This is a genomic window from Micromonospora sp. WMMD1274, assembly GCF_049179035.1.
GTDB classification, from domain to species: Bacteria; Actinomycetota; Actinomycetes; order Mycobacteriales; family Micromonosporaceae; genus Micromonospora; species Micromonospora tulbaghiae.
In genome coordinates this window covers 5,141,371-5,167,972 of record NZ_JBMHMG010000001.1, presented here as the reverse complement: position 1 = coordinate 5,167,972, position 26,602 = coordinate 5,141,371, and the positions used below count along the sequence as shown (strand labels likewise).

At 73.9% G+C, this 26,602-nt stretch carries 22 protein-coding genes and 5 tRNA genes; 10 read left to right on the top strand and 17 right to left on the bottom strand.

Annotated elements, in window-relative coordinates; translation table 11 throughout:
• Positions 1 to 4: 4 nt before the first annotated feature.
• The 5 genes from ACN27D_RS24560 to ACN27D_RS24540 all read right to left on the bottom strand — a co-directional run bounded on the left by ACN27D_RS24560 (position 5) and on the right by ACN27D_RS24540 (position 4,509).
• Positions 5 to 1,495: a phosphatase PAP2 family protein gene (locus ACN27D_RS24560; RefSeq protein WP_358175633.1), complete on the bottom strand. Its 1,491-nt coding sequence runs from the start codon at positions 1,493 to 1,495 to the stop codon at positions 5 to 7.
• A gap of 100 nt (positions 1,496 to 1,595) precedes the next feature.
• A complete protein-coding gene (locus tag ACN27D_RS24555; protein WP_120570930.1) occupies positions 1,596 to 2,597 on the bottom strand; it encodes a YihY/virulence factor BrkB family protein in 1,002 nt (333 codons plus the stop codon).
• Complete coding sequence (locus tag ACN27D_RS24550) at positions 2,590 to 3,597, bottom strand: diacylglycerol/lipid kinase family protein (protein WP_120570931.1); 1,008 nt, start codon at positions 3,595 to 3,597, stop codon at positions 2,590 to 2,592. Before ACN27D_RS24550 ends, ACN27D_RS24555 begins: the two co-directional genes overlap by 8 nt.
• Before the next feature lie 100 nt (positions 3,598 to 3,697).
• Positions 3,698 to 4,273 (bottom strand): Clp protease N-terminal domain-containing protein, encoded by a 576-nt coding sequence (locus ACN27D_RS24545; RefSeq protein ID WP_421500080.1) that lies wholly within the window; start codon positions 4,271 to 4,273, stop codon positions 3,698 to 3,700.
• Positions 4,273 to 4,509, bottom strand: a complete 237-nt coding sequence (locus tag ACN27D_RS24540; RefSeq protein ID WP_030275209.1) for an HTH domain-containing protein — start codon at positions 4,507 to 4,509, stop codon at positions 4,273 to 4,275. The genes ACN27D_RS24545 and ACN27D_RS24540 overlap by 1 nt, the downstream gene beginning before the upstream one ends.
• Positions 4,510 to 4,607: 98 nt before the next feature.
• Between ACN27D_RS24540 and ACN27D_RS24535 the strand changes: the two genes are divergently transcribed.
• The 4 genes from ACN27D_RS24535 to ACN27D_RS24520 all read left to right on the top strand — a co-directional run bounded on the left by ACN27D_RS24535 (position 4,608) and on the right by ACN27D_RS24520 (position 9,716).
• Positions 4,608 to 5,408 carry a PP2C family protein-serine/threonine phosphatase gene (locus ACN27D_RS24535; RefSeq protein WP_421500079.1) on the top strand — a complete coding sequence of 267 codons (801 nt, stop codon included), beginning with the start codon at positions 4,608 to 4,610 and terminating at the stop codon, positions 5,406 to 5,408.
• Between the two features lie 83 nt (positions 5,409 to 5,491).
• Positions 5,492 to 6,322, top strand: coding sequence for a universal stress protein (locus tag ACN27D_RS24530; protein ID WP_121683204.1), 831 nt, complete (start codon positions 5,492 to 5,494; stop codon positions 6,320 to 6,322).
• 128 nt (positions 6,323 to 6,450) lie between these two features.
• On the top strand, positions 6,451 to 8,853 hold the full coding sequence (locus ACN27D_RS24525; RefSeq protein ID WP_421500078.1) for a phosphoketolase family protein: 2,403 nt from the start codon (positions 6,451 to 6,453) through the stop codon (positions 8,851 to 8,853).
• Entirely contained in the window at positions 8,850 to 9,716 is an 867-nt protein-coding gene (locus ACN27D_RS24520; RefSeq protein WP_047893581.1) for a universal stress protein, read from the top strand. The genes ACN27D_RS24525 and ACN27D_RS24520 overlap by 4 nt, the downstream gene beginning before the upstream one ends.
• A 1-nt stretch (position 9,717) precedes the next feature.
• Here ACN27D_RS24520 and ACN27D_RS24515 read toward each other — a convergent pair whose 3' ends face one another.
• Positions 9,718 to 12,066 (bottom strand): heavy metal translocating P-type ATPase, encoded by a 2,349-nt coding sequence (locus ACN27D_RS24515; protein ID WP_421500077.1) that lies wholly within the window; start codon positions 12,064 to 12,066, stop codon positions 9,718 to 9,720.
• 153 nt (positions 12,067 to 12,219) lie between these two features.
• On the opposite strand from ACN27D_RS24515, the gene ACN27D_RS24510 reads away from it, so the two are divergent.
• Together ACN27D_RS24510 and ACN27D_RS24505 are read left to right on the top strand one after the other, a co-directional pair.
• Positions 12,220 to 13,230 carry an Acg family FMN-binding oxidoreductase gene (locus ACN27D_RS24510; RefSeq protein WP_421500076.1) on the top strand — a complete coding sequence of 337 codons (1,011 nt, stop codon included), beginning with the start codon at positions 12,220 to 12,222 and terminating at the stop codon, positions 13,228 to 13,230.
• Between the two features lie 93 nt (positions 13,231 to 13,323).
• Positions 13,324 to 14,991, top strand: a complete 1,668-nt coding sequence (locus ACN27D_RS24505) for a GAF domain-containing protein (protein WP_421501193.1) — start codon at positions 13,324 to 13,326, stop codon at positions 14,989 to 14,991.
• Between the two features lie 7 nt (positions 14,992 to 14,998).
• Here the strand turns inward: ACN27D_RS24505 and ACN27D_RS24500 are convergent, their stop codons facing one another.
• Positions 14,999 to 15,637, bottom strand: coding sequence for a response regulator (locus tag ACN27D_RS24500; RefSeq protein WP_013284884.1), 639 nt, complete (start codon positions 15,635 to 15,637; stop codon positions 14,999 to 15,001).
• Between the two features lie 187 nt (positions 15,638 to 15,824).
• On the opposite strand from ACN27D_RS24500, the gene ACN27D_RS24495 reads away from it, so the two are divergent.
• Entirely contained in the window at positions 15,825 to 16,799 is a 975-nt protein-coding gene (locus ACN27D_RS24495) for an Acg family FMN-binding oxidoreductase (RefSeq protein WP_120570939.1), read from the top strand.
• Positions 16,800 to 16,817: 18 nt separating this feature from the next.
• On the opposite strand, the gene ACN27D_RS24490 is transcribed toward ACN27D_RS24495, so the two are convergent.
• Complete coding sequence (locus ACN27D_RS24490) at positions 16,818 to 17,819, bottom strand: NAD-dependent epimerase/dehydratase family protein (RefSeq protein ID WP_421500075.1); 1,002 nt, start codon at positions 17,817 to 17,819, stop codon at positions 16,818 to 16,820.
• Between the two features lie 1,280 nt (positions 17,820 to 19,099).
• Between ACN27D_RS24490 and ACN27D_RS24485 the strand changes: the two genes are divergently transcribed.
• On the top strand, positions 19,100 to 19,675 hold the full coding sequence (locus tag ACN27D_RS24485) for a hypothetical protein (RefSeq protein WP_409072955.1): 576 nt from the start codon (positions 19,100 to 19,102) through the stop codon (positions 19,673 to 19,675).
• A 61-nt stretch (positions 19,676 to 19,736) separates the two neighbouring features.
• Here the strand turns inward: ACN27D_RS24485 and ACN27D_RS24480 are convergent, their stop codons facing one another.
• The 3 genes from ACN27D_RS24480 to ACN27D_RS24470 all read right to left on the bottom strand — a co-directional run bounded on the left by ACN27D_RS24480 (position 19,737) and on the right by ACN27D_RS24470 (position 21,706).
• A complete protein-coding gene (locus ACN27D_RS24480) occupies positions 19,737 to 21,383 on the bottom strand; it encodes a PKD domain-containing protein (RefSeq protein ID WP_421500074.1) in 1,647 nt (548 codons plus the stop codon).
• A gap of 167 nt (positions 21,384 to 21,550) precedes the next feature.
• A tRNA-Val gene (locus ACN27D_RS24475) sits at positions 21,551 to 21,622 on the bottom strand.
• A gap of 11 nt (positions 21,623 to 21,633) precedes the next feature.
• A tRNA-Gly gene (locus ACN27D_RS24470) sits at positions 21,634 to 21,706 on the bottom strand.
• Between the two features lie 159 nt (positions 21,707 to 21,865).
• On the opposite strand from ACN27D_RS24470, the gene ACN27D_RS24465 reads away from it, so the two are divergent.
• On the top strand, positions 21,866 to 22,111 hold the full coding sequence (locus ACN27D_RS24465; RefSeq protein WP_013284878.1) for a DUF6458 family protein: 246 nt from the start codon (positions 21,866 to 21,868) through the stop codon (positions 22,109 to 22,111).
• A gap of 76 nt (positions 22,112 to 22,187) precedes the next feature.
• On the opposite strand, the gene ACN27D_RS24460 is transcribed toward ACN27D_RS24465, so the two are convergent.
• The 6 genes from ACN27D_RS24460 to ACN27D_RS24435 all read right to left on the bottom strand — a co-directional run bounded on the left by ACN27D_RS24460 (position 22,188) and on the right by ACN27D_RS24435 (position 25,717).
• Positions 22,188 to 22,874, bottom strand: a complete 687-nt coding sequence (locus ACN27D_RS24460) for a hypothetical protein (protein ID WP_396786561.1) — start codon at positions 22,872 to 22,874, stop codon at positions 22,188 to 22,190.
• A gap of 95 nt (positions 22,875 to 22,969) precedes the next feature.
• Complete coding sequence (locus ACN27D_RS24455; protein WP_421500073.1) at positions 22,970 to 24,469, bottom strand: response regulator transcription factor; 1,500 nt, start codon at positions 24,467 to 24,469, stop codon at positions 22,970 to 22,972.
• Between the two features lie 52 nt (positions 24,470 to 24,521).
• Complete coding sequence (locus ACN27D_RS24450) at positions 24,522 to 25,340, bottom strand: isocitrate lyase/PEP mutase family protein (protein WP_421500072.1); 819 nt, start codon at positions 25,338 to 25,340, stop codon at positions 24,522 to 24,524.
• Positions 25,341 to 25,452: 112 nt separating this feature from the next.
• Positions 25,453 to 25,527: transfer RNA gene (locus ACN27D_RS24445), tRNA-Val, on the bottom strand.
• A 12-nt stretch (positions 25,528 to 25,539) separates the two neighbouring features.
• Positions 25,540 to 25,610, bottom strand: a tRNA-Cys gene (locus tag ACN27D_RS24440).
• Between the two features lie 34 nt (positions 25,611 to 25,644).
• Positions 25,645 to 25,717 (bottom strand) — tRNA-Gly (locus ACN27D_RS24435).
• Between the two features lie 274 nt (positions 25,718 to 25,991).
• Between ACN27D_RS24435 and ACN27D_RS24430 the strand changes: the two genes are divergently transcribed.
• Positions 25,992 to 26,594 (top strand): TetR/AcrR family transcriptional regulator, encoded by a 603-nt coding sequence (locus ACN27D_RS24430; protein ID WP_091420285.1) that lies wholly within the window; start codon positions 25,992 to 25,994, stop codon positions 26,592 to 26,594.
• Positions 26,595 to 26,602: the final 8 nt, after the last annotated feature.

Here is a 26,602-nt window from a genome sequence, read left to right as displayed (position 1 = left end):
CGGCTCAGTCCGGCCGCGCGGCCTTGGCCAGTTCGTCGTCCAGCTCGTCGACCTGTTCGGACTCGATCGCCGGCCGGTTGCCCTCGTACACGTCGGCGTTCGGCTTGATCACCCAGTACAGCAGCGACAGCCAGAGCGCACCGAGCAGGATCGCGCCCATGAAGTCGGTCGGGTGGTGCATGCCCCGGTACATCCGGGAGGTCGCCACGCCCACCGGCATCAGCACGGCCATGCCCACGAACAGCCACCGCCACCACCTGTCCGTACGCGGGAACACGATCACCGCCATCGCCACCCAGAGGCAGATGGTCGCCGCGATGTGCCCCGACGGGAACGACGAGGTCGGCATCTGCCCGTCCAGGTTCTCCACCGGCGGCCGGGGCCGGTCCACCACGCGGGCGCTGGCCAGGAACAGGCTCAGCTCGCCGAACATCGCCAGCACCACGTACAGCACCGGGCGCCACCGCCGCCACACGGCCAGCACGATCGGGCAGAACACCAGCGACACCAGCAGGATGGCGTGGGTGTCGCCGAACTTGCTCCACCACCAGCTCAGCTCCGTGAGCGCGCTGGTGTGCCGCTCGGCGAACCAGCGCGGCACCTCGGTGTCGAGCGTGTCGAAGAACGTGCCCTTGGCGTGGTAGCTGACGAACATGCCGAACGCGTAGAGCACGCCGAAGGCGAGGACCCAGCCGACGAGCAGCTCGGCCACCGCCGAGCGCGGGTGCTCCAGCACCTTCTCCTCGTCCGGCGCGAGCGCCAGTTCCTCGCCGGCCTCCGGCTCCAGACCCTCGCGCAGCGGCGGCACCGGCCGGCCGCGCTCGCGCCGCCACAGCCGGAAGGCGTACGCGGTGACGCCCAGCCAGGCCGCGCCGAGCAGCCAGCCGCCGATCACGTCGGACACGAAGTGCACGCCCAGCGCGATCCGGGTCAGCCCGACCAGGAAGATCAGCACACCGGCGATCGCGATGGCGGGCTTGCGCCAGCGCGGCGACATGGCCGGCAGGAACACCAGCAGCAGCGCCCCGTACGCGACGAACGAGCCGAGCGCGTGACCACTGGGGAAGCTGTTGCCCGGTGCGCTGGCGATCGGCACGTCCACCACCGGGCGCAGCCGCCCGACCAGCGCCTTGAGCGACGGGTCGAGGATCAGCCCGCCGGCGCCGGTGACGATCAGGTAGACCGCCAGCCGGGACTGGCGGCGGATCAGCAGGCCCACCACGGCGATGGTGACCAGCCAGATCAGCACCGGCCGTCCGCCCAGGTCGGTGATCGCCTGGAGCACTGTGACCAGCGGGCCGTGCGGCGCCACCAGGTCGTTGAACCACTCGGCCACCGCGTGGTCGGCGTCGCCCAGCGGGCTCCACCGGAACCGGACCAGCATGAGCAGCACGCCGAACCCGACTCCCGCGCCGGCCACGGCGAGCAGGCCCGCGAGGCTCCGCTCCGCGAAATGGCTGAGCGGCCGGCTCCCGGCTTCCTTGACCGCGGTCACACCGCACCTCCCTCGTTCCTCTGCGAGGCGCGCTGTACCCGATCGGCGTGTCCCGTACACGCCGCACCGGCGCGGCGTCCACGCCGGACCGGCCGTGGCGTCAGAGCGAGGTCATCTCGCCGGTGTCGAACAGCTCCGCCCGCTGCGCCTCCGGCTCCCACAGGTCCGGCTGGGCGGGCTCCTCCACCCCGATGCGCATCGCTTCGAGCTGGGCGGCGAAGGCCAGCCCGCCGAACAGCGCGATCCCGGTGAGGTTGGCCCAGAGCAACAGGGCCATCATGCCGGTCAGCGCGCCGTAGGTCTGGCCGAATCCGCCGCTGTACTTCACGTAGGCGGCGAGCAGCAGGCTGGCCAGCCACCAGATCGCGATGGCGATGGACGCGCCGAAGAAGAGCCAGGACAGGCCGGGCTGGCGGCGCCGGGGTGCGTGCCGGAACAGCACCGCGACGGCGAGCACTGTGAGGCCGAGGCTCAGCGGCCAGCGGATCACGTCCCACCCGGCCATGGCGAGGTCGCCCCACTCGTAGTGCCGCCGTACCGACTCGCCCATCGCCCGGCCGCCGACCAGGATCAGGAAACCGGCCAGCGCGGGCACACCGGCGACCACCGCGAGGACGGCGGCGCGCAGGTACTTCGCCAGCGCCGGGCGGTCCCGCTCGACGCCGTAGATCCGGTTGGCTCCCCGCTCGATCTGCGCCATCGTGGTGGTCAGCGCGACCAGCCCGGTGAGCAGACCCAGCGTCAGCGCCAGCTCACCGGCGTCCTCGGTGCGCTCGCTGTCGGTCAGCAGGTCCTGCACCATGGCTTCGCTCTGGCCGGGCGTGATCGCCAGCACCGTGTCGGCGACGACCTTGCCGCCCTCGTCCACGCCCAGGTCGGTGATCAGACCGGTGAGCGCGATCAGGAACGGCACCACGGCCAGGCAGAGCTGCAACGCCAGCGCCCGGGAGTGGCTGAAGCCGTCGCCGTAGCGGAACCGGATGAACGCGTCCCGCAGCAGGCACCAGCCGCCGTGCCGGCGCAGTGTGTGCCAGGCGTCGTCGGCGGAGAGCTGGTCCTCGGTCATCAACCGGGTCTCGGGGACCAGCTTCGTGCTACTCACGGCGGGCCTCCTCGACCAGATGCTCACCGCGCTCGCCGACCGCGTCGGCGTCCACGGCCAGGTCGGGGTCCTCCGCCGGGCGCGGTACGCAGAGCCATAGCGACTCGGGGCGGATGGTGGCCTTGAGCGACCGGCCCGGCTCGATCAGGTCGCCGTCGAGCTGCCGGGGCTGCGACCGGGTGCTGGTGATCTCGACCGACCGGGCCCGGAACACCTCCATGCCGGGCACCCGGTCGCGGCGGCGCAGCACCGCCCAGCCCATGGCGAGCCAGTGGCGCAGCGTACGCGGCGTCAGCACCGCCACGTCGAGCCAGCCGTCGTCCGGTTCGGCCTCTGTGAGCAGGCGTACCCCGCCCTGGAGACGCCCGACGTTGGCGACCAGGACCGAGCGGGCCCGGCGGCGCAGCGGCGGCTTGCCGTCGAGGCGCACCGAGACGCGCATCGGCCGGTCGCGCAGGTGGCGGGCGGCGCCCACCACGTACGCGGGCCAGCCGATCCGCTTCTTCGTGGTCTCGGAGGTGGAGTCGAGCATCTGGGCGTCGAAGCCCATCCCGGCCATCACCGCGAAGCACTTGTCGCCGACCGCGCCGACGTCGAGGCGGCGCATCCCGCGCTCGACGGCGACCTCCAGCCCGGCGGCCAGGTCGTTCGAGAGGCCGAGGTTGGCGGCCAGCAGGTTGCCGGTGCCCTGGGGCAGTACGGCCAGCGCCACGTCGGTGCCGGCCAGCGCGGTCACGCACGCCATCACCGTGCCGTCGCCGCCGCAGGCGAAGACGACCTCCGCGCCCGCCTCGACGGCCTGTTCCGTCTGCCCGCGGCCCGGGTCCTCGACCGTCGTCTCGTACCAGGCCGGGGCCGGCCACCCGGCGGCGGCGAGCGCGCCGTCCACGGTGCGGCGGAACTCGTCCAGGTCGGCCACCTTCACCGGGTTGACCACCACTGCCGAGCGCGGGGTGCGGTTCTCCGCGTTCACCGGGCGCTTGTCGTCTGCACCGTCCACGGCGTCAGTGTGCAGGACACCTGGCGTGACGGCGACCCGGCGGGGCGGGACGTTGCAAGGACCGCAAACAGGTTTGAAAAATGGATGCGCGTCGTCGCCGTCAGGCCGCCTCGCGCAGCGCCGCGTCCACGCGCCGCCGCAGGTCGTCGAGGTCGACGCCGGCCTCGGTGAGCACCACGGCGGCCAGGCCGTCGCCCTCGCGCACCAGGCCGAGCAGGATGTGTTCGGTGCCGATGTGCCGGTGGCGCAGCCGCAGCGCCTCGCGCAGCGACAGCTCCAGCACCTTCTTGGCGCGGGGCGAGAACGTGCCTTGGTGCGACCCCCGCCGCCACCAGCGGCGCGGACGCGGTGTCGCCTCGCGCAGCGCGTCGGGGCCGAAGGACTCCTCGATCCGGGCCACGATCGCGGCGAGGTCGATGCCGATCTCGCGCAGCGCCGCGGCGTCCGCCGCGCCGAGCCCGTCCACGCCCTGCGCGGTGTGGCGGGCCACCGCGGCGCGCAGGGCGTCGGCGTCGACGCCGCCGGCCGCCAGCAGGCGTACCGCCAGGTTGTCGCGGTCGGCGAGCACGCCCAGCAGCAGGTGCTCGGTGCCGACCGGCCGCCGTCCCTCGGTGCGGGCCTCGTCGAGCGCGTGGTGCACCACGCTCCGGGCCCGGTCGGTGAACCGTTCGAACATCACGCCTCCCAGCTCTCGCGCACCGCCGGCCGTCCGGCGTGCTTCTTGTGGACCGCCTGCCGGCTGACCTCGAGGGCGTCGGCGATTTCCTGCCACGACCAGCCCTGCCGCCGGGCGTTGTCGACCTGGATCACCTCGAGCCGCTCCAGCAGCCGGCGCAGGGCGAGCACGGCACGCAGGCCGACCTTGGGGTCGGTGCTGCCGGCCGCCGCCGCGAGTTCCGTCGCCTGACTCATGCTGTCAATGTAGGTTGACAGACTCTCGCCCGTCAACCCTGGTTGACAGGCGAGGCGGCCTGCCGCTGTCCGGCCCGTCCCGGTGTTACGGTCCGCTGGTGTTCCGCCGCCGTCCGCTGGACCGGCCGGTCGAGTCCGCGCGCCGGCTCACCGCCGGCCGCCTCACCCTGGAGATCGCCGGGGGCAGCGTGGTCGGGCACCGCTACCCGGAGAACTACGACGTGCTGCACGTCGACCCCGAGCTGCCGCTCGCGGTGCTCTGCGACGGGATGGGCGACGGCGAGGGCAGCCGGGTGGCCGGCACGACCGCCGCGGAGACGTTCGTGGCGCAGGTCCGCGCCGGCTGGCCCGCCGTCGGCGCCGCCGCGCTGCGGGCCGCCGTGGCCGAGACCCAACGGCGGGTACGCCAGGCCGGCGCGGCACAGCCGGGCCTGACCGGATGCACGCTCACCGCGCTCGTGATCGAGCCGGACGGCGACCAGGGCTGGCTGGTGCAGCTCGGCGACTCGCGGGCGTACCGGCTGCGCGACGGGCTGCTGGAACTGATCACCGTCGACCACACCATGGCCTGGCTCGGCCTGCTGCACGGCTGGTGGCCGGCCGACTCGCCGGAGGCGGCGCGGGCGCGCTACCAGCTGCTGCGCTACGTCGGCCACCCGGACCGGCCCGAGCCGGACCTGCTCGCCGTGCCGCTGCGCCGGGGCGACACCTGGCTGCTGTGCACCGACGGGATCAGCGACCAGCTCGGCTACCACCGGCTGCGCGACCTGCTCTCCGCGCGGCGCGACCCGGCGCGCACCGCCGAGGCCCTGCTCGCCGCCAGCCTGGACGAGGGCGGCGACGACAACGCCACAGCCGTCGTGCTGCGGGTGCACCCGGCGCTGCCCGCCCCGCGCTGACCGCCAGTTCCGCCGACCCGCTCCGGCGCACCCGGTCCCACGACTACGGTGGGTGAAAAGCAGGGGTCGGGAGGTGAGCCGGGGTGGCCGCACCCAGCCACGGCGCGGTGGTGGTCGGCGTCGGCCGGTCCGAGGCCGATCTGACAGTGGTCCGCACGGCCGCCGCCGAGGCCGCCGCCCACGACCGGCCGCTGCACCTGATGCACGCGTTCAACTGGGCCGCGACGCCCGGCCCCGCCCCGGCCGGCGGCACCCGAACGGACGCGGAGAACGTGCTGGAGCACGCCGGGCAGGTCGTCGCCGAGTGCGCGCCGCAGGTGCCGGTCAGCGGCCGGATCGTCGAGGGCTCGCCGGTCGAGGCGCTGCTGCGGGTCGCCGACACCGCGTTCCTGATCGCGCTCGGTGACGGAGGCATGTCCGCGCACCCGGACCGCGTACCCGCCGACACGCCGGCCGTCGACGTGGCCGCCCGGGCCGGTTGCCCGGTGCTGGTCGGGCGCACCGAGCCGGCCCCGCCCGGCCCGCTGCTCGTCGGCTTCGACGGGTCGCCCAGTTCGCGGGCCGCCCTCGGGTACGCCTTCGACTGCGCGCAGCACCGGGGCGCCCGCCTGCTCGCCGTCCGGGTGATCGAGCCGGAGTCCGGCGACCGCGACGACGGGCGCCTGGAGCAGGCGGTCACCCGGACGGCCCTGCGGTACCCCCGGGTCGCCGCCGACTGCGAGACCGTCCACGGTGACCCGAAGTCCGTCCTGCTCGACCGGTCCCGCGCGGCGCAGCTCGCGGTGGTGGCCGCCTGGGGAGACGGGCCGATAGGGTCCACTCTGGGCGCGGTCAGCCAGTCCCTGCTCTACCACTCGCCGGCCCCGCTGATCGTCGTACGGGGAGTCGCCGCCGACGCCGGGGACGGGTCATGACGCCCGCGCGAGGCGGGACCTACGGCCCTGACCGGCGACCCCCGACGGGGGCGACGCTGGACGCGCCGGGAAAGAAGATGTGCTCCCCGAGTGGCAGCCGACCCCGAGCCACGAGAGGCTAAGGCAGCATGGACACCGCGGTGAACCTGCACAGCCCCCTGACCGACGACGAGTTGCGCCGGCTGGACGCCTACTGGCGTGCGGCGAACTACCTGACCGTCGGCCAGATCTATCTGCTCGACAATCCGCTGCTGCGCGAACCGCTCAAGCCCGAGCACGTCAAGCCGCGCCTGCTGGGCCACTGGGGCACCAGCCCCGGGCTCAACCTGCTCTACACGCACCTCAACCGGGTCATCGTGAACCGGGACCTGTCCGCCATCTTCGTCACCGGCCCCGGCCACGGCGGCCCGGCTCTGGTGGCGAACACCTGGCTGGAGGGCACCTACAGCGAGCTGTACCACAGCATCCCCCGGGACGAGACCGGCATGCAGCGGCTGTTCCGGCAGTTCTCCTTCCCGGGCGGCATCCCGAGTCACGTGGCGCCGGAGGTGCCGGGTTCGATCCACGAGGGCGGCGAGCTGGGGTACGCGCTGAGCCACGCGTACGGCGCCGCGTTCGACAACCCGGACCTGCTCGTGGCCTGCGTGATCGGTGACGGCGAGGCGGAGACCGGCCCGCTGGCCGGGAGCTGGCTGTCGAACGTGTTCCTCAACCCGGCCCGCGACGGCGCGGTGCTGCCGATCCTGCACCTCAACGGCTACAAGATCGCCAACCCGACCGTGCTGGACCGGATCCCCGGCGAGGACCTGCGGGACATGATGCGCGGCTTCGGCTACGAGCCGTACGTGGTCGAGGGCGACGACCCGGCGACCGTGCACCAGCTGCTGGCCGCGACGCTCGACCGCGCGGTCGACGAGATCGCGGCGATCCAGCGCCGGGCCCGCTCCGGCGAGCACGTCGAGCGCCCCCGCTGGCCGATGATCATTCTACGGACGCCGAAGGGCTGGACCGGTCCGTCCCGGGTCGACGGCAAGCAGGTCGAGGGCACGTTCCGCGCCCACCAGGTGCCGATCTCCGAGGTCCGGGACAACCCGGAGCACCTGGCCGAGCTGGAGCGCTGGCTGCGCAGCTACCGGCCGGAGGAGCTGTTCGACGCCACCGGCGGCCCGGTCGCCGAGGTGGCCGGCCTGCCTCCCACCGGTGACCACCGGATGAGCGCCAACCCGGTCGCCAACGGCGGCCGGCTGCTGCGCAACCTGGAGCTGCCGGACTTCCGCGACTACGTGGTCGACGTGCCGACGCCGGGCGAGCCGATGGCCGGCGCGACCGGTGTGCTCGGCCCCTGGGTCCGCGACGTGATCGCGCGCAACCCGGAGACGTTCCGCCTGTTCGGCCCGGACGAGGTCGCCTCGAACCGGCTCGGTGCGGCGTTCGAGGTGACCGACCGCGCGTTCGTGGGCGCCGAGGTGCCCGGCGACGACCACCTCTCCCCCGACGGCCGGGTGATGGAGGTGCTCTCCGAGCACCTGTGCCAGGGCTGGCTGGAGGGCTACCTGCTGACCGGCCGGCACGGCATCTTCACCAGCTACGAGGCGTTCATCCACATCGTCGACTCGATGGTCAACCAGCACGCCAAGTGGCTGAAGGTGACCCGGAACATCCCGTGGCGGGAGCCGGTGGCCTCGCTGAACTACCTGCTGTCCAGCCACGTGTGGCGCCAGGACCACAACGGCTTCTCGCACCAGGATCCGGGCTTCATCGACCACGTGGTCAACAAGAAGGCCGAGGTGGTCCGGGTCTACCTGCCGCCGGACGGCAACACGCTGCTGTCCACCATGGACCACTGCCTGCGCAGCCGGCACTACATCAACGTGGTGGTGGCCGGTAAGCAGCCCGCGCCGAACTGGCTGACCATGGACGAGGCGATCCAGCACTGCCGCCGCGGCCTGGGCATCTGGGACTGGGCCAGCAGCGACGACGGCACCGAACCGGACGTCGTGCTCGCCTGCGCCGGCGACGTGCCGACGCTGGAGACGCTCGCCGCGGCCGACCTGCTGCGCCGGCACCTGCCGGACCTGAGGGTGCGGGTGGTCAACGTGGTCGACCTGATGCGCCTGCAACCGCCGTCGGAGCACCCGCACGGCCTGCCGGACAACGAGTTCGACACCATCTTCACCAGCGACAAGCCGGTCATCTTCGCGTACCACGGCTACCCGTGGCTGATCCACCGGCTCACCTACCGCCGGACCAACCACGAGAACCTGCACGTGCGCGGCTACAAGGAGGAGGGCACCACCACGACGCCGTTCGACATGGTGATGCTCAACGACCTGGACCGCTTCCACCTGGTCATCGACGTGATCGACCGGGTGCCGGGGCTGCGGTCGCGCGCCGCGCACCTGCGCCAGGACATGGTGGACGCCCGCCAGGCCTGCCGCGACTACACCCGCCGCTACGGCGAGGACGACCCCCGGGTCGCCGAGTGGCGCTGGATCAGGGAGAACGACCCCGCGGTGAGGAGTGGCGAATGAACGACGACGAGATCCTGGTCGGCTACGACGGCTCCTCGGACGCCGCCGTCGCCCTGAACTGGGCGCTGGACGAGGCGGGCCGCTCCGGCCGGCCGGTACGCCTGGCGTACGTCTTCGAGTGGTTGACAGTGACCGGCTGGATCGGGCCCGGCGTGGCGCCCGGGGTGTGGCCGGACGAGGCCGCCCGGCAGCAGGTCGAGGAACTGGTCCGCAAGGCGGCGGCGGACGCCGCCGCCGACCGGCCGGGCCTGACCGTGCACGGCGAGGTGTTCGACGGGCCGCCCGCCCTGGTGCTCCAGGAGCGGTCCGCCGACGCCGGGATGCTGGTGCTCGGCAGCCGGGGCCACGGCGGCTTCGGCGGGCTGCTCGCCGGGTCCACGGCGGTCTCGGTCACCGCGCACGCCCACTGCCCGGTGGTGGTGGTCCGCGACGGCCAGGCCGCCACGTCCGGGCCGGTGGTGGCCGGCTCGGACGGCTCGGAGTCGGCGCTGCGGGCGCTCGGCTTCGCCGTCGAGCGGGCCGCCCAGCGGGACGTGCCGCTGCGGGTGCTGCGGGCCTGGGAGCCGCCGGGTGACCGGTGGGTGCCGCCGGACTTCGACCCGGAGCAGGTCGCCGCGAGCGAGCGGGCCGCCGCCGAGGCGGAGCTGGCGCCGTGGCGGGAGAGCTTCCCCGACGTGCCGGTCGAGATCGAGGCGGTCCCCGGCAGCGCGTCCGCGCTCCTGGTGGAGGCGAGCCGGTCGGCGCAGCTGGTGGTGGTCGGCAGCCGGGGCCGGGGCGGCCTGCGCGGCATGCTGCTCGGCTCGGTCAGCCAGCAGCTCATCCAGCACTCACACTGCCCCGTCGCCGTGGTCCGCGAGCGCTGACTCAGCGGCCGGGCGCGGTGGAGCCCTCCTCCGGGTTGAGCGAGAAGTAGTCCTCCTCCTCCTGGGCCAGGTGCAGGCGCAGCACCGCGTCCAGGCCGTAGAGCGCGGCCAGCAGATCGGGCACCTCGTCACGGCGCAGCCGGCCGTCCGGCTGCGCCGTGAGGTGCCCGCCGATCCGCTCCACCAGCCGGACGATCTCCACGTGCGCCCGGCTCATCGTGGAGGTCGCCTCGTCGCTGCCGAGCGGACCGGCCAGCGCCGGGTAGAGCTGCCGGTCCTCGGCCGCCTCGTGCGGCAGCACCTCGTCGACCAGACGCCGGTGCACCTCCCGCAGCGCCGGCAGGCACGCCGGGTCGTCCGGGCGGGTCGCCACCATGTCGGCGGTGTCCCGCAGCGCCGCCAGCACGTCCCGGACGCCGCCGTGTTCACCCGCGTACCGGTCGATCAGCTCGACCGTGTGCGCGGGCAGGTCCCGCCGCCGCAGGCCGCCGCCGAGCGCGCGCAACGCGTTGAGGATCACCAGGACGTCGATGCCCTCCTGGAGGAACGCGCCGGCCACCGGGGGCAGCCGCCCCACCGCGGCCACCAGCATGGCCAGCACCGCAAGGCCCATCCCGACGGTGGCGCTCTGCACCGCGATGCGGCGCGCGTACCGGGCGATCTCGACCGCGTCGGCGAGCCGGTCCAGCCGGTCCACGGTGAGCACCGCGTCGGCCACGTCCGCCGAGGCGGTCGCCCCGGTCGCGCCCATCGCCACGCCCACGTGCGCCTCGGCCAGCGCTGGCGCGTCGTTCACGCCGTCGCCGACCATCACCGTCACCGCGTGCGCCGACTCCTCGCGTACCCGATCGGCCTTCTCCTGCGGCGAGCACCGCGCGATCACGTCGTCCACGCCCACGACCTGCGCCACCTGCCGGGCCGTGCCCGGCCGGTCGCCGGTCACCATGACCAGGCGGGTCAGGCCCGCCTCGCGCAGCCGCCGCACCGTGCGCCGGGCGTCCGGCCGGACCGGGTCCTCCAGCAGGATCGCGCCGAGCGGCGCGTGGTCGTCGCTGACCCAGACCGCGGAGCGCCCGGCCCGTTCGGCGCGCTCACCGAGCCGGCCCGCCCACTCCGGCGGTTCCCCGGCGAGCTGCCCGACGTGCACCATCCGCCCGTCGACGCGCCCGCTCACCCCGTGCCCCGGCTCCTCGGTGACCTGCGTCGGCTCGGCCAGCGCCAGCCCGCGCTCCCGGGCCTGCCGGACCAGCGCGGCGGCCAGCACGTGCGGGGAGAGCTGCTCGACCGAGGCGGCCAGCCGCAGCACGTCGTCCCGGTCGCCGCCCGGCGCCACCACCACCTCCGCCGCCCGGGGCCGCCCGGCGGTGAGCGTGCCGGTCTTGTCCAGCAGCAGGGTACGGGCGCGGCCGAGCTGTTCCAGCGATCCGCCGTCCCGGACCAGCACACCGCGCCGGGCCACCCGGGACAGCCCGGAGACCACGGCGATCGGGGTGGCCAGCAGCAGCGGGCACGGTGTCGCCACCACGAGCACCGCCACCGCCCGGGTGAACTCGCCGGACAGCAGCCACGCCAGCCCGGCCAGCACCAGCGTGAACGGCACGAACGCGGCGGCGTACCGGTCGGCCAGCCGTACCATCGGGGCCTTGCGGGCCGTCGCCTCGCCGGCCAGGCGGACGATGCCCGCGTAGGTGCTCTCCGCCGCGTTACGGCGCGCCCGCAGCCCGAAGCCGGCGCCCGCGTTCACGACGCCGCTGGCCACCTCCTCCCCGGCCGCACGGGTGACCAGCTGCGACTCGCCGGTGACCACCGACTCGTCGAGCGTGGCCGCCTCCTCGACCACGCCGTCCACAGGCACCACGTCGCCCGGCCCGACGACCAGGCGGTCCCCCACCGCGACGCGGTCCAGCGGCACCACCTCGATCCCGCCGTCCGGGGTGCGCCGGCGGGCCTGCCGAGGCGCGCGTTCCAGCAGCGCCCGCAGGTCGCGGGTGGCGCGACGCTGGGCGTACTCCTCCAGCGCCCGGCCGGTGGCGACCATCACCGCGATCACGGCGCCGGCCAGGTACTCCCGCACCAGCAGCGCGCCGAGCAGCGCCAGCACCGCGATGACGTCCACCCCGAACTGCCGCAGCCACAACTGGCGCAGCGTCGTCCAGGCCGCCGGCACCAGGGCGACCACCGTGACCGCCGCCCAGACCAGCCGGGCGGCGTCGTGCGCGCCGGCGAACCACAGCGCCGCACCGGCCAGCACCGCCGCGGTGAGCAGCACCAGCGGCGCCCACTCGGCCCACGCCCACCGCCGGGCGCGGGCCGGCTGCTCGGGTACGCACTCGCGTGGCTCGGTTCCCACGTGTGGATCGTCTCAGTCCCGGCGTGAGGCGGCGGGGCGACACGGGTAATCCGGCCCTGCGGGGCGGCCGGGCATGCCCGAGGATGGAGCGGCATCCCCACCCGGGCGTCCCGGGGGTGGGGCACGATGGGGAAAACAGGAAAGGTCGTGACGATGAGCCACGAGACGCCGGCCGGCGATCGCCCGTTGACCACCGCGCTCGCGGAGGCCGCCGGAATGGCCGGCCACGCCCCCTCGGTGCACAACACGCAGCCGTGGCACTGGACGGTCCTGCCCGACGCGCTGGAGCTGCGGGTGGTCCGCGAACGGCACCTCAGCGCCCTGGACCCGGAAGGGCACCTGCTGGTGGTGAGCTGCGGCGCCGCGCTGCACCACGCCCGGGTGGCGCTGGCCGCCGAGGGCTGGACCCCGGTGGTGGAACGGCTGCCCGACCCGAAGGAACCCGACCTGCTGGCCCGGATCACCACCCTCAAGCACACCGGCGCCGACCCCGACGCCATGCGCGTCGTGCAGTGCATGCAGGTACGGCACACCGACCGGCGGCCGGTCAGCGACGAGCCGATCGCCACCGCCGCGCTGAACGACATCGACCGGGCCGCCACGCTGGAGGGGGTGAACCTGCAACTGCTCGACGACACCCAGAAGATCCAGCTCGCGAGCGCCGCGCAGCAGGCCGCCGCCGTCGAGGCGGACAGCCCGGAACTGCGCGAGGAGCTGGCCTACTGGACCAGCCGGGCCGGCACCGGCACCGGGCTGCCGCCGGAGGTGCTGCCCGAGCAGGCCCCGCAGACGACCGTTCCGGCCCGCGACTTCGGCCGCGCCGGCTCGCTGCCGATCGGGCCCGGCCACGACAAGGCCGCCGTGTACGGGATCCTGTGGGGCTCCGACGACGAGCTGATGAGCTGGCTGCGCGCCGGTGAGGCGCTCTCCGCCGCCTGGCTCACCGCCACCCGGCACGGGGTGTCGCTGGTGCCGCTGTCCGGTGTGGTGGAGGTCGAGAGCACCCGCGAGGTGCTGCGGCAGATGCTCTCCGGCCTGGGGTTCCCGTACATCAGCATGCGGCTCGGCCTGGCCGACCCGAACCACGCCGGGCCGCCGCACACGCCCCGGCTGGACGTCGCACAGACGGTCGACACCTCGGCGGTCCGCGACCGGCTCGCCTGACCGGTCTCGATCACGGCGGCCACCGGGCGATACCATCGCCGGGTGGCCGCCGCACCCCAGTCCCGGCACGAGCACCTCACGCCGTCGCTCGGGCTGACCCCGCTGTCCCGCGTCCGCCTGGACGAACTGCTCCAGGAGATGCTCGACCGCGTCGGCGAGGTGGTCACCAGCCGCGAGCGGCTACGGGCCCTGCTGGACGCGGTCGTCGGCATCGGGTCCGACCTCGACCTGCGCAGCACGCTGCAGCGGATCGTGCAGTCGGCGTGCGAGCTGGCCGGCGCCCGGTACGGCGCGCTCGGCGTGATCGGCCCCGACCGCATGCTGCACGACTTCATCGTCCACGGCATCAGCCCCGAACTGCACGCGAAGATCGGCGAGCTGCCGCACGGCCGCGGCGTGCTGGGTCTGCTCATCGACGAGCCGAAGCCGGTCCGCATGCCGGACATCACCAAGCACCCGAAGTCGTACGGCTTCCCGCCGAACCACCCGCCGATGCACAGCTTCCTCGGCGTGCCGGTGCGCATCCGCGACCACGTCTGGGGCAACCTCTACCTGGCCGAGAAGCAGGGCGCGGCCGAGTTCACCGAGGACGACGAGGAGATCGTGGTGGCGCTGGCCGCCGCGGCCGGCGTGGCGATCGAGAACGCCCGCCTCTACGCGCTGGCGCACCGCCGCGAACGCTGGCTGGCGGCCGCCGCGGAGATCACCTCGGTGCTGCTCGGCGAGGTACGCCGTACCGACGCGCTGACGCTCGTGGCCCGCCGCGCCCGCGAGGTCGCCGAGGCCGAACTGGCGCTGGTGCTGCTCTACGACGAGGACGAGGCCCAGTTCACCGTCGAGGTCGTCGACGGCGCCGACCCGGTCAGCCGGGAACTGGTCGGCGCGGTGCTGCCGGCCGCCGAGACCAGCTTCGCCGCGTCCGTCACGCAGGGCCGCCACAACCAGGTCGACGACCTCGCCGCCGCGGCGCCCTGGCCCCGGCCGGTGGTCGCCGGACCGGCCGTGGTCTCCCCGCTCGCCGCCGCCGACACGCTGCACGGCGTCCTGGTGATCGGCTACCTGCCCGACCACGGGCCCGCCGCCGACGACGACCTCGCCCTGCTCGCCAGCTTCGCCGGGCAGGCCGCGCTCGCCATGGAACGGGCCCGCGGCCAGGAGGAACGGGAACTGCTGGTGGTCCTGGAGGACCGCGAACGCATCGCTCGCGACCTGCACGACGTGGTGATCCAGCGGCTGTTCGCCACCGGCCTGCAACTGCAGAGCGGCGCGATGAACGCCCGCCCCGAGGCGGCCAAGCGGATCAACCAGGCGGTCGACGACCTGGACGCCACCATCCGAGACATCCGCCGCACCATCTTCGAGCTGCGGACGCCGATGAGCGCGGCGCTGCGCACCGAGATCCGCGAGGCGATCGAGGTGGCCGCCGAATCGCTCGGCTACCGCCCCGACCTGGAGCTGATCGGCCCGATCGACAGCGCCGTCCCGGACGACCTGCGCCCCGAACTCACCGCCGTGCTGCGCGAGGCGCTGTCCAACGCGGTACGCCACGCGCAGGCCGACCGGGTGTCGGTGCGCGTACGCGTCGACTCCGGCCGGGTCGAGATCACCGTCACCGACGACGGGATCGGCTGCGACCCGGAGGCGGCCCGCAGCGGCCTGGTCAACCTGCGGGAGCGGGCCGAGCGGCTGGGCGGCGAGTTCACGCTGCGCCGGGCCGAGCCGCGCGGCACCGAGGTGCGCTGGAGCGTCCCGCTCGACTGAGGCGCCGTCAGGTGTTCTTGCCGAGCAGGCGGGTGGCCAGCACCGCCGCCTGCGTACGCCGCTCCAGGCCCAGCTTGGCGAGCACGCTGGAGACGTAGTTCTTCACCGTCTTCTCGGCGAGGAACATCTTCCCGGCGATCTCCCGGTTGGTGAGCCCCTCAGCCACGTACTCCAGGATCCGCCGTTCCTGCTCGGTGAGCGACTTCAGCTCCCGCGGCTGCTCCACGCCGCTGCGGATGCGCTCCAGCACGCGGGTGGTGATCGCCGGGTCGAGCAACGACTGGCCGGCCGCGACCCGGCGGACCGCGTCCACCAGGTCGGTGCCGCGGATCTGCTTGAGCACGTACCCGGCGGCGCCGGCCATGATCGCCGCGAACAACGCCTCGTCGTCCTCGTACGAGGTGAGGATCAGCCCCTTGATCGAGGAGTCCACGGCGCGGACGTCCCGGCACACGTCGATGCCGTTGCCGTCGGGCAGCCGGGCGTCGAGGATCGCCACGTCGGGGCGCAGCGCCGGGATGCGGCGCGCCGCCTCCTGGGCCAGGCCGGACTCGCCGACCACCTCGATGTCGCCGCTGCTCTGGAGCAGGTCGGCAAGGCCACGACGGACGACCTCGTGGTCGTCGAGCAGGAACACCCGGATCATCAGTCCTTTCTACCCGCTTTCCCGCCCCCGTAGCACGGGTCGAAAGTCCCGTCCTGACCGCGTCGGCCGGGACCGACGGCCGGGCCCAGGTGGGGACCTCCGGCCCTGCTCACCGCGCCGCCCGCTGACGCACCGTAGTGGTGTACCCGGCCGGGGAAGCCGGCGCCGCACGAGAGGGAGCACCACCATGACGACCGAATACACCGGCGAGCAACTGCGGGCCGCGGTCGCCGACGCGGTCCGGGCGCCGTCGCTGCACAACACCCAGCCGTGGCGGTTCCGGCTCGTCGACGGCGGCATCGAGGTGTCCGTCGACCCGCTGCGCGGCCTGCCCGCCACCGACCCGACCGGCTGGGGCGCGCGCATCGCCGCCGGGGCGGCGCTGTTCAACCTGCGGCTGGCGCTCGCCGTCGCGGGCACCCCGGCCACTGTGCGGCTGCGCCCGTACCCCGCCGACCCCGACGTCGTGGCCCGGCTGGTCCCGGACGTGCCGCGCCGACCCACCCCGGTCGAGCAGAGCCTGTACGGAGCGATCGGCCACCGGTTCAGCAACCGCGCGCCGTTCTGGCCCGACCCGGTGCCGGCCGAGGCCCGCTGGCGGCTCGGCGAGGCGGCCCGGGCCGAGCAGTGCTGGCTGGAACTGGTGATCGGCACCAGCGCCGTCAACGCGGTCGCCGAGGTCGCCCGCAGCGCCCACCGGGTGCTGGAACGCGACCCCGCGTACGTGGCCGAACGGGCCGAGTGGATCCGCTCCGAGCCGGCCCCGGACGGCGTGCCCACCGACGCCGGCGGACCGCAGAGCGAGCCGCAGGACCTGCTGCCCCAGCGCGGCTTCGGCGGACGCAACCGCGCCCCCGGCCGCGACTTCGAACCGGAGCCGCTGGTCGCGGTACTCGGCTCGGCCGGCAACACCTCCGCCGACCAGATCCTCGCCGGGCAGGCGCTGCAGCGGGTGCTGCTCACCGCCACCGACGCCGGGCTGAGCGTGTCGATGCTGTCCCAGCCGATCGAGGTGCCGGCCGCGCGGGAGGCGCTGCGGATGTCGCTGGGCCGGTTCGGCACCCCGCAGATGGTGATGCGGATCGGGTACGGCCAGCCCGGTCGCGCCACCCCGCGCCGCCCGGTCGAGGAGGTGCTCGACCTGCCGGTCGTGTCGGCCTGACCCGTACCCCTCCGCCGGTCAGGCCGGGAGCGCGGCCAGCAGGGCGGCCTCCCGCTCCGGCGCCAGGCCGACCGGGGCGCGCGCCGGACGCCCCGCCCGGTCCGGCACGCGGCCCACCTCGCGCAGCCACCGCCAGGTGTCCGCGACCGTCTCGGTCACCGGCCGGCAGACCAGCCCCGCCGCGTACGCGCGTTCCACGTCCCGCTCCTGCAACCAGCGGTACTCGTGCCCGCGCGGAATCCACACCGGCAGGTCGTTCCACGGCTCCACCCCGGCGGCCAGGATCGGCTCCGGCGCGGTCCACCGCAGCGTCGCGTCCGACCCGGTCGCGGCCACCGCCGCGTCGAGCAGGTCACCCATCGTCGCGTGCCCGGTGCGACCCACCACGTTGTACGCCCCGCCGACGCCCTCGGCACCCCGGTCCAGCAGCCAGGCCGCCAGATCCCGCACGTCCACGTACTGGATCGGCAGGTCACGCGGCCCCGGCGCCAGCACGTCACCGCCCCGGGCGATCCGGTTCAGCCACCACGGCAACCGCCCGATGTCCTCCCCCGGCCCCAGGATCAGCCCGGCACGCGCCAGCAGCGCCCGGTCACCGAACACCCGGGTGGCGGCGAGTTCCCCGCCGGCCTTGTTCGCCGGGTAGTCACCGTCCTCGGCGTCCGCGTCCGCCGCCACCGTAGGCGCCTCCTCGCCGGTGCCGAGCTCGACGGGTGGCGCGTACACCGAGCCGCTGGACACGTAGACGTAGTGCGGCACCGCGCCTTCCAGCGCCGAGGCCGCGTTACGTACCGCCCGGGGCGCGCCGTCCCAGGTGTCCACCACCAGATCCCACTCGCCGCCGGTGAGCGCGGCCAGGCCGTCCGGCGCGGTCCGGTCACCCCGCAACCGGTGTACGCCGTCCGGCACCTGCCCGTGCACACCCCGGTTGAACACGGTGACCTGCCAGTCGCGGCGTACCGCCTCGGCCACGACCGCACCACCGACAAAGCCCGTACCGCCAAGCATCAGGACTCGCATGAGTCCCAGCGTGCCGCCGCCGGTCGGGTACGGCTGCCCTGTTTCACGGTCAGCGGATCTGCCAACGGCAGAACCCAGCCTCCCGTCATGGGGGCGCCACCGCACTCACCCCCACCGAACCTGCCCCGTCCCGACCCGTCCCGCGCCGTCCGGGAGCCCTGCCGCCCCCTCGCCCCTCGCCCCCTCACCGCCGATCTTGGAGTTGTGGCGCCCCGGATGCCCGATAAGCCCAGTTCGCGAGGTGCCACAACTCCAAGATCGACGAGTCCGCCCCAGAGTTCACGGCCCCATTTCGCCAGCCCTCGATCAACAGCCACCCCAAGACCACCCGGGCCACCCCGACCACCCGGGCCGCCCTGACCGCCCCGACCGCCCGGGCCGCCCCGACCGCCCCGACCGCCCTGACCGCCCTGACCGCCCTGACCGCCCGCGATCTTGCACTTTGGTGCACCGCAAACTGCGCGAATGGGACGCGCGGAGGGCTCGAACTGCAAGATCGCCGAGGACCCCGACGCGCCTCCTCCCGCCCTCGCCGGGCGACGTAGCCCGGCTGGCACGTCGACCCGCCCCGGCCTGGTCGATCATGAACTTGGCGGCGTTTGGTGTCCGGTTTGTCGCCGCCAAGTTCATGATCGACCGCCAGGGCGGGATGCCCTCGCTCGCCTCGGACCGAGCCGGCCGTAGATCTTGGTACGAAAGTGCCCCCACGGGGGCCGTTTTGTACCAAGATCTGCGGCTGCTCTCGGGATGCGGAGGGAGGCCGCCTGGCGAAGGGCTCCGGGATGCTGCTGAGGCTGGGCCGGAGTGCGGGCAGCTTGTCGGCCGTGGTGTCCGGTCCGGCGTGTGGGTGGGGGTGTCCGGTTCGGGGGTGGTGGGCGGCACTCTGACGGTGGAATGGCTGGCGGGTGGGTGGCGTTGTAACCGGGTGAGCGACCGAGTACCAGCCGCGCCCTGAGAAGGGGCCGCTGGCTGCGGGAACAGTCCCGGGGCTGGTGGTCGTTGAGTTCGGTTCTGGCGACGTGAGCCGCGGGGAATGATCCTGGCGGGCTGGTCGTTGAACACGGTTCCGACGACGTGAACCCCCGCGCCGCCCTGGTGGCGTGCGCCGCCTCGGGAATGGTGGCGGGTGGCGGGTCGTTGGACATGCTTCCGGCGCCGCGCAGAGGCAACCCCCTGCCGCGCGAGCAGCCGAGATCCCCCTTGAAGACTTTCTTGAGCGCCTGACGGTGCCCGCGCATCCCGTCCCCCGGGTGCGTCGACCCCCGAATGGAGCATTTCTGATGAACACGATTCTGCGGAAGAGCGTTCTGGGTATTGCTGGTCTGGCCTTCACCGGTGGCGTCTTCGCCGGCCCGGTGGCCGCTCACGCGGCGGACACCACCCACGCGGTCAAGCCGGTGAGCGTCACGGTGCAGGGTGACAAGCTGATCCCGCACGGTGTGCAGGGCGCCCAGTCCCGTATCGACCTGAACGACGAGCAGACCAAGAATGTGAAGGCGATCATCGCCGCGACGAAGAAGGCCGGCATGGACGAGCGCGCCGCGGTCGTCTCCATCGCTACGGCGTTGCAGGAGTCGAAGCTGGAGAACCTCGGCCACCTCGGTGACCGTAACGACCACGACTCGCAGGGCCTGTTCCAGCAGCGCCCGTCCTCCGGTTGGGGCACGGTGGAGCAGATCACCGACCCCGAGTACTCGACCACGGCGTTCCTGAAGGGTCTGAAGCAGGTCGACGGCTGGCAGGACATGCCGCTGACCAAGGCCGCCCAGACCGTCCAGGTGTCCGCCTACCCGGACCACTACGCCCAGTGGGAGCAGCAGGCCGCCGACCTCGTCGCCGAACACTGGAACAAGTAAGACAAGCGTGAAGGCCGGCACCCCGAACCCGGGGTGCCGGCCTTTTCGCGTACCCGATCGGTCAGGCCGGGGGCAGGACGAACGTCCACGTGGTGGTGGTCGTGCTGGCCGCGGCGCCCGTTGCGGTGAGCCCGCCGTAGCTGCCGGTCGGCACGCTGCTCGCCGAGTCGGCGAGCAGCCCGGTCACCCGGCCGCCGCCGGTCTGCGAGGTGTTGCTGCGCACCGCCACCCCGGACGGCGGGGTGAGCGCGGTGGAGGTGCTGTCGCCGTGCAGCCAGTACGACACGGCCCAGCTCTGCGCGGCGGTCACCGGCGCGTACGGGGTGATCCGGGTGGCGGTGCTCGCCGGGTCGGTGGCCCTGGTGAAGGCCGGCGCGGACGGGGCGGCACCCCGGTACGCGGCCAGCACCAGGTTGCCCTTCGCCTGGCTGTCCAGCGTTACCCGGACGGCCGTGCCCGCGTCGCCCGCGCCCGCTGTCTTCCACCAGGCGGTGGTGGTGGCGAAGCCACCGTCGAGGCGGTCGAGCCTGGTCCAGCCGGTCACCCCGGTCGGCTCGCCGGTGCCGGTGTGCGTGTTCTGGCTGAGCAGGAGCAGCAACGTGTCACCTGCCTGCACGCCCGCCGGGACGGTGACCGTGTGGCTGGTCCAGTTGGCGTTCGCGGTGGCCTGGCCGACGAACGAGATCCGCTCCGGTACGGGCGCCACGGTCACGTCGACGGTCGCGGTGCCGGTGGCGCCCCGGTCGTCGGTGACGGTGAGCGTGACCGGGTAGGTGCCGGCGGCCGCGTACGTGTGCGACGTGGTCGGTACGGAGGCGGTGCCGGTGCTGTCCCCGTCGCCGAAGGCCCAGCCGTGGTCCTGGATCGCGCCGTCGGCGTCGCTGGACGCCGCGCCGGAGAACGTGCACACCAGTCCGGAGCAGGTCGGCGTCAGCGCTGCCACCGGCGCCTGGTTGGCCGGGCCGCCCGATCCCTTCAGGATCTTCACGTAGTCGATGTCGCCGGCGAAGTAGTCGCAGGTGACCTTCGTACCGTCGCACTGGCTCTTGCCGCCGGCGGACAGCGGCCAGGTGTTGGCGATGGTGCTGGTCGGCCCGTTGAGGCGGCTGGTCCGCACACCGTCGACGTACATCTCCACGTACGCCGACGTGCGGTTGCACGTGACCGTGTGCCACTGGCCGTCGGAGATCGGCACGTCCGTGTAGCCGGTACGGGAGGCGCCGTCCGCGCCCCGGAACAGGCACTTCGGCTTGCCGTTGGGCGCCTCGAACTTCCAGTAGCCGCCGGCCGTGTTGCCCTGTCCCTTCTGGAGGATGTTGCCGAAGGAGTACGTGGTCCGGTAGCGGATGGTCACCGAGAAGTCCCCGGCGTCCGGGTTGAAGTCGGTGCTGTGCGGCACCAGGTCGACGTGGCCCGGGACGTACTCCTGGTCGGTGGGCAGGTGGGTGGCGAAGCGGTGGCCGGTCGCCCCGGCGTAGAGCGCGCCGGTGACCACCTCGCCGCCGATCGTGCCGTGGCGGCCGTTGCCGCTGTAGTCGGTCAGCACCGTCGACGACGCGGGCTCGTCCATGCTGAAGAACGCCACCGTCCGCGTCGCGGTGGCCTGCGCGGGCGCGGCCGAGACCGTCACCCCGGCCGCCGCGACGACAGTCGCCACCCCTAACCGGGCGGCCGTCCGCCGCCATCGTCCCCGCTCGATCATGTGCATGTGACCGCCTCCCTGCGCATCGGGCATCACAGTGACACGCGCGGTGGCAGCGGCTGAATAATCCGCACGGTGGAGCCGGGTGACCGATGTGGCCGGTACGAACCGTCCGGTGGGATACGTCCGCCGATCGACCGGCGGCGCCGGCGGGCGGTGAGGGTGACTCTCGGTGGGCGATACTGGGTTTGAACCAGTGACCTCTTCCGTGTCAAGGAAGCGCGCTCCCACTGCGCCAATCGCCCGGGCAATCGCGAGCGGACGACGGGATTCGAACCCGCGACCCTCACCTTGGCAAGGTGATGCGCTACCAGCTGCGCTACGTCCGCGTGCCGCCGGTTCGCGCCGGCGACGGGGTGAACTCTACCCGATGCCAAGATCGCCGTGCGGCAGGCCCCCGCCGCGTCGGGTGGCCGTGTGGTTGCGCTGCTCGCCGCCGGGGTACTGAGGCCGGTGACAGCACAACCATCCCCCCGAAGGAGGCTGTCGTGGGTATCGGTACGAGCATTTTCCTGATCGCGGTCGGCGCGATCCTCACGTTCGCGCTCAACGCCAGCGTCGGCGGGGTCGACCTCGACGTCGTCGGCTGGATCCTGATGGCGGCCGGCGTCCTCGGCCTGATCATGACCACGCTGGTGTGGGGCCGCCGTCGCCAGGTGGTCACGACCACCGCCGAGCAGCCGGTGGAGTACCGCCGGGTCGAGGAGCGCCGGGACGTCGCCCCGCCGATGTGACAGCGACCGGGGCCGACGGAGCTGATCGGTCCCGGAACGGGCCGGCCGGATCACCCGATCCGGCCGGCCCGCTCTGCTACGGGCGCTCGTCGGCGGTGGCGGCGCGCAGCCCGTACCAGCCGATCGCGGCGACGAGCGCCACCTGGAGCAGGTAGCTCACGACGACCACCGCGCGACCCGCGTCCTGCGGGACCAGCACGAACGCCACGACGTAGACGAGCGCGGCGACGACCAGCGGGCGCGGCATCGTGCGGCCGATCAGGATCCCGACGAGCGCCAGGACCATGCCGAGGACGATCGCCACCTGGCTGCCGAGGATTGCCGGGAGCAGCCCGTCCAGTTGGTCGTTGAAGACGTCGAACAACGCGCGCCCCTCCTGCTCCGGCAGGACGGCCGGGTCGGCGGCGTAGGCGAACGGCAGCACCTCGGCGGTGATCGCCAACGCGAACACCACGCCGCCGAGGCCGGCCAGGAAGGCCCCCACCAGGTTCAGCACGCCCGCGCGGCCCCGGGCGAGACCGACGATGAACACCGCCGCGGCGATCCAGGAGACGGCGTACGCGGGCCCGCCCAGGTAGAGGTTCATCGGCCAGTACGCGGACCCCAGCTCGCGTACGTCGTCGTAGTGGATCGCGCCGTCGAACGGCGGCTCCCACAACATGAACAGGGTACGGCCGGCCAGGGCCACCAGGAGCAGGGCGAAAAGCGCGACGAGCGCGGCGCGGCGCAGCTTCGGTACGGGCACGGTGTTCGGTACGGGCACTGTGGGAGCCTCCGTCGATCGGGTGTCGCCCCACCGTGCCGAGGCACCACCGGCGCGGGCATCGGCCTCAACACCTAGCTTCGGGAAAGTCCTGCTCAGCGCGGCTGTCGTGCGTGCTCCAGCCAGATCCGCGCCGCCCGTACCCGCCGGTTCGTGTCGCCGCCCGGGGTCAGGCCGAGCTTGACGAAGATGGCGCGCAGGTGGGCGTCGACGGTGCGCTCGGAGACCACGAGCTGCGCCGCGATCCCCGCGTTGCTGGCGCCTTCGGCGAGCGCGGCGAGCACCTCGCGTTCGCGCGCCGTCAGCCCGCCGACCGATGCCGGAACCGCACCGGCCGGCGCCGGGACGCGTACTCCCGCGCCGGTCGGCGTCGGGGCCCGCACCGCCGCGCCGGAGGCGTCCGGCGCGACCTCCGCTGCCGCCGCGCCCGGGCCCGTCGTCTCGACGACATCCGAAACCGCCGCATCGGGCGTTCCGGCGTGCGGTGGCGCGTCGCCTGCCGCCGTACCCTCCGCGCCGCCTCGCGGCGTCACCGGCGCCACCGCCGGCACTTCCGGCGCGGCGGTGAGCAGCGCCGCCAGCCGGCCGGTGCCGGCCCACGCCCCGCCGCCGACGACGACAGTCAGCGCGGACACGACCAGGGCGACCGAGGTCGGGCCCAGGGACGAGCCGGGAGCGGCGACGAGCGTGCCGGCGCCGACGACCAGGAGGGCCGCGGCGGCCAGGCCGGTGGCGCGCACCACAGTGCCGACCCGGCGAGGCTCGGTGGTGCCCCGGGCGGCGGTGACCGCGCAGGCGGCGGCGAACACGGCGGCGCCGGACAGGGCCACCAGGAAGGCCACCGAGCCCAGCGACGGCTCGACGTCACCGGGGGCGCGGGCGATCGCGAGGAGCAGGCAGAAGACGACAGTCAACGGCGCCGCGGTGGTGGCCGCGGCGGCCACGCCGAGCCGCGCCCGCACGGTGTGGTGCGAGCCGAGGGCGGCCCGCCAGAGCGTCACCGGCAGCAGGAGCAGCGCCGCCACGCCCAGCAGGGTGACGGCGGCGCCGACCGGGGCGAGGGCGGTACGCCAGGAATCCCCCGCGATCGTCGGCAGCCCGTCGAACGGCTCGGTCGCCGTCGTCAAAAGCGCGTTGACGAGCGTGGCCGCGCCGAGGACGAGACCGACGTACCGGTGCGCCTTCGGGGTGACGGTGCCGGTGCGGACGGCGGCCGAGGCGGCCAGTTGCAGGAGCGCGAGCGGCGGGATCCACGCCGAGTTCCACGCCGCGACGGCCGGACCGGCCCACCGGTGCCCGGCCGCGACGGTGGCCACCGCCAGGACGGCGAGCCCCAGGTACGCCAGCAGCGACGCGGCGAGCCCGGTCGCCAGCCGCCCGGCGGCGCGGTGGCCCGACCGGGCGAGCCGGGACGCGGCGACCGCCGCGGCCACTGCCGCCACGGCCAGGGCGAGGGCGCCGGCCGGCTCGGTCGCGAAGCCGCCGTGACCGGCCGCACCCAGGCCGGCGAGCGCGACGACGCACGCCCCCGCCGTGACTCCCGTGACGACGGGCGGGCCCAGCAGCGCGGGCACCGGGCGGACGGAGGCGGTCACCGGCACATTCAACCCGGTGGCCCGCCCCGCGGTCGATGCCGCGCCGTCCGGGTCAGCTCCGCATCAGCTCGTTCAGCGCGTCGAAGTCGAGCCCGCCGGCGAGCGCGCCGTACGTCCCGGCGCCGAGCACCTCCGCCGCCGCCCGCTGGGCCACCGCGTACGCGGCCTCGGCCACCGCCGGTCCGATGCTCACCCGGGCCACGCCGAGCCGGGCCAGCTCGCCGATCGGTGGCGCGCCCGGCCCGGCCAGCACGTTCAGCGGTGCGGGGATCGCCGCCGCCAGCGCGGCCACCGTCTCCGGTTCCACGGTTCCGGGTACGAAGATCCCGTCCGCGCCGGCAGCCAGGTACGCCTCGGCGCGCGCGACCGTCTCGGGTACGCCACCGGCGCCGCGCAGATACGTGTCCACCCGCGCGTTGACGTACAGCGGGATGCCGGCGCGGTCGGCGGCGGCCCGGACCGCGGCGAGCCGGGTCACCTGCTCGCCGACCGGGCGTAGCGGGCCTCCGCCGTCGTGCCGGGAGTCCTCCACGTTGACGCCGACAGCCCCGGCCGCGACCACGGCGGTGATCGTCTCGGCGACCTCTGCGGGGCTGTCGCCGTAACCGGATTCGATGTCGGCGGTGACCGGTACGGGGACCGCGTCGGCCACCCGGCGGATCACGTCGACGGCGGTGTCCCGGGCGAGCGCGTCGCCGTCCGGGGCGCCGCGGCTCCACGCGACCCCGGCGCTCGTGGTCGCGACCGCCCGGGCGCCGGCCGCGGCGACGATCCGGGCGCTCAGCGCGTCCCAGGCGTTGACCAGGATCAGTGGTTCACCGGGTAGGTGCAGGGCGCGGAACTGCCGGGCTCGGGTCTGCTGATCGTCCACCGGGCCAGTCTGGGCGGGGCGCTGCGGCGGCGGCAATGGCCAGCGGCACGGCACTGGACTGATCGACGACGACGAGAAAGGCCGTGTCGAATGATCGACACGGCCTTTCCGCTGGTGGGCGATACTGGGTTTGAACCAGTGACCTCTTCCGTGTCAAGGAAGCGCGCTCCCACTGCGCCAATCGCCCTCGTCTACTGCGAGGTGGAGACGGGATTTGAACCCGTGTACACGGCTTTGCAGGCCGTTGCCTCGCCTCTCGGCCACTCCACCGAGGTTGCCCCCGAACTGCGTGGCGGCATCTCCGAGCGGACGACGGGATTCGAACCCGCGACCCTCACCTTGGCAAGGTGATGCGCTACCAGCTGCGCTACGTCCGCACGCCCCCGGTGTTATCCGGTGACGGATGAGAACTTTAGCCGAGCCCGGGAACGGTTGCCAAATCGGGTCCCCTTCCGGCGCGTCCGGATGCGCTCGGCACCGCACCCCGCAGGCTTCCTAGGAGCCTGGGTGGCTGGCCTCCGGGGCTGGCAGGCAGGGCCGCGACCTGCGGAATCCGCTCGGCGACTCGAGTGTCCGGCATCCGACTGTCCTGCCGCCGACCGGCCGCTTCGGTAACTCCCTGTGGTCATACGGATGGGTTACCGTAACGCCGTGACGAGACGAGCCGCCGAGATCCGCCTGGACGCGCTGCTGCGTACGGCCTGCGAGGTGATCGCGGAAAGAGGGCTCGCCAACACCCGCACCGCGGACGTGGCCGAGGCCGCCGGGGTCAGCCAGGCGCTCGTCTTCTACCACTTCGCGACGAAGGACCGCCTGCTCGCACAGGCCTTCGCGTACGCGGTCGAGCAGGATCTGGCCCGCCTCGACGCGGTGCTGCGCTCCTCCGCTCCGCCGCTGGCGAAGCTGCGCCGGATGCTGCGCCTCTACGCGCCGACCGGCCGGGCCACCTCCTGGTCGATGTGGATCGACGGCTGGGCGGAGTCGCTGCGTACGCCGGAACTGGAGAAGCTCTCCCGCCGTCTCGACCTGCGGTGGCGGCAGGACCTGGCCGCGGTGATCACCGCGGGGGTCGCCGAGGGCACGTTCGACTGCCCCGACCCGGCCGGCGCGGCCTGGCGGATCAGCGCGGTGATGGACGGGCTGGCGGTCCAGCTCGCGGTGCACGAACGGGTGATCACCCGCCGGCAGATCGCCGAGTGGATCCGTCTGGTGGCCGCCCGGGAGCTGGGCCTGGAGCCCAGCCAGCTCGACTGACCGCCCGC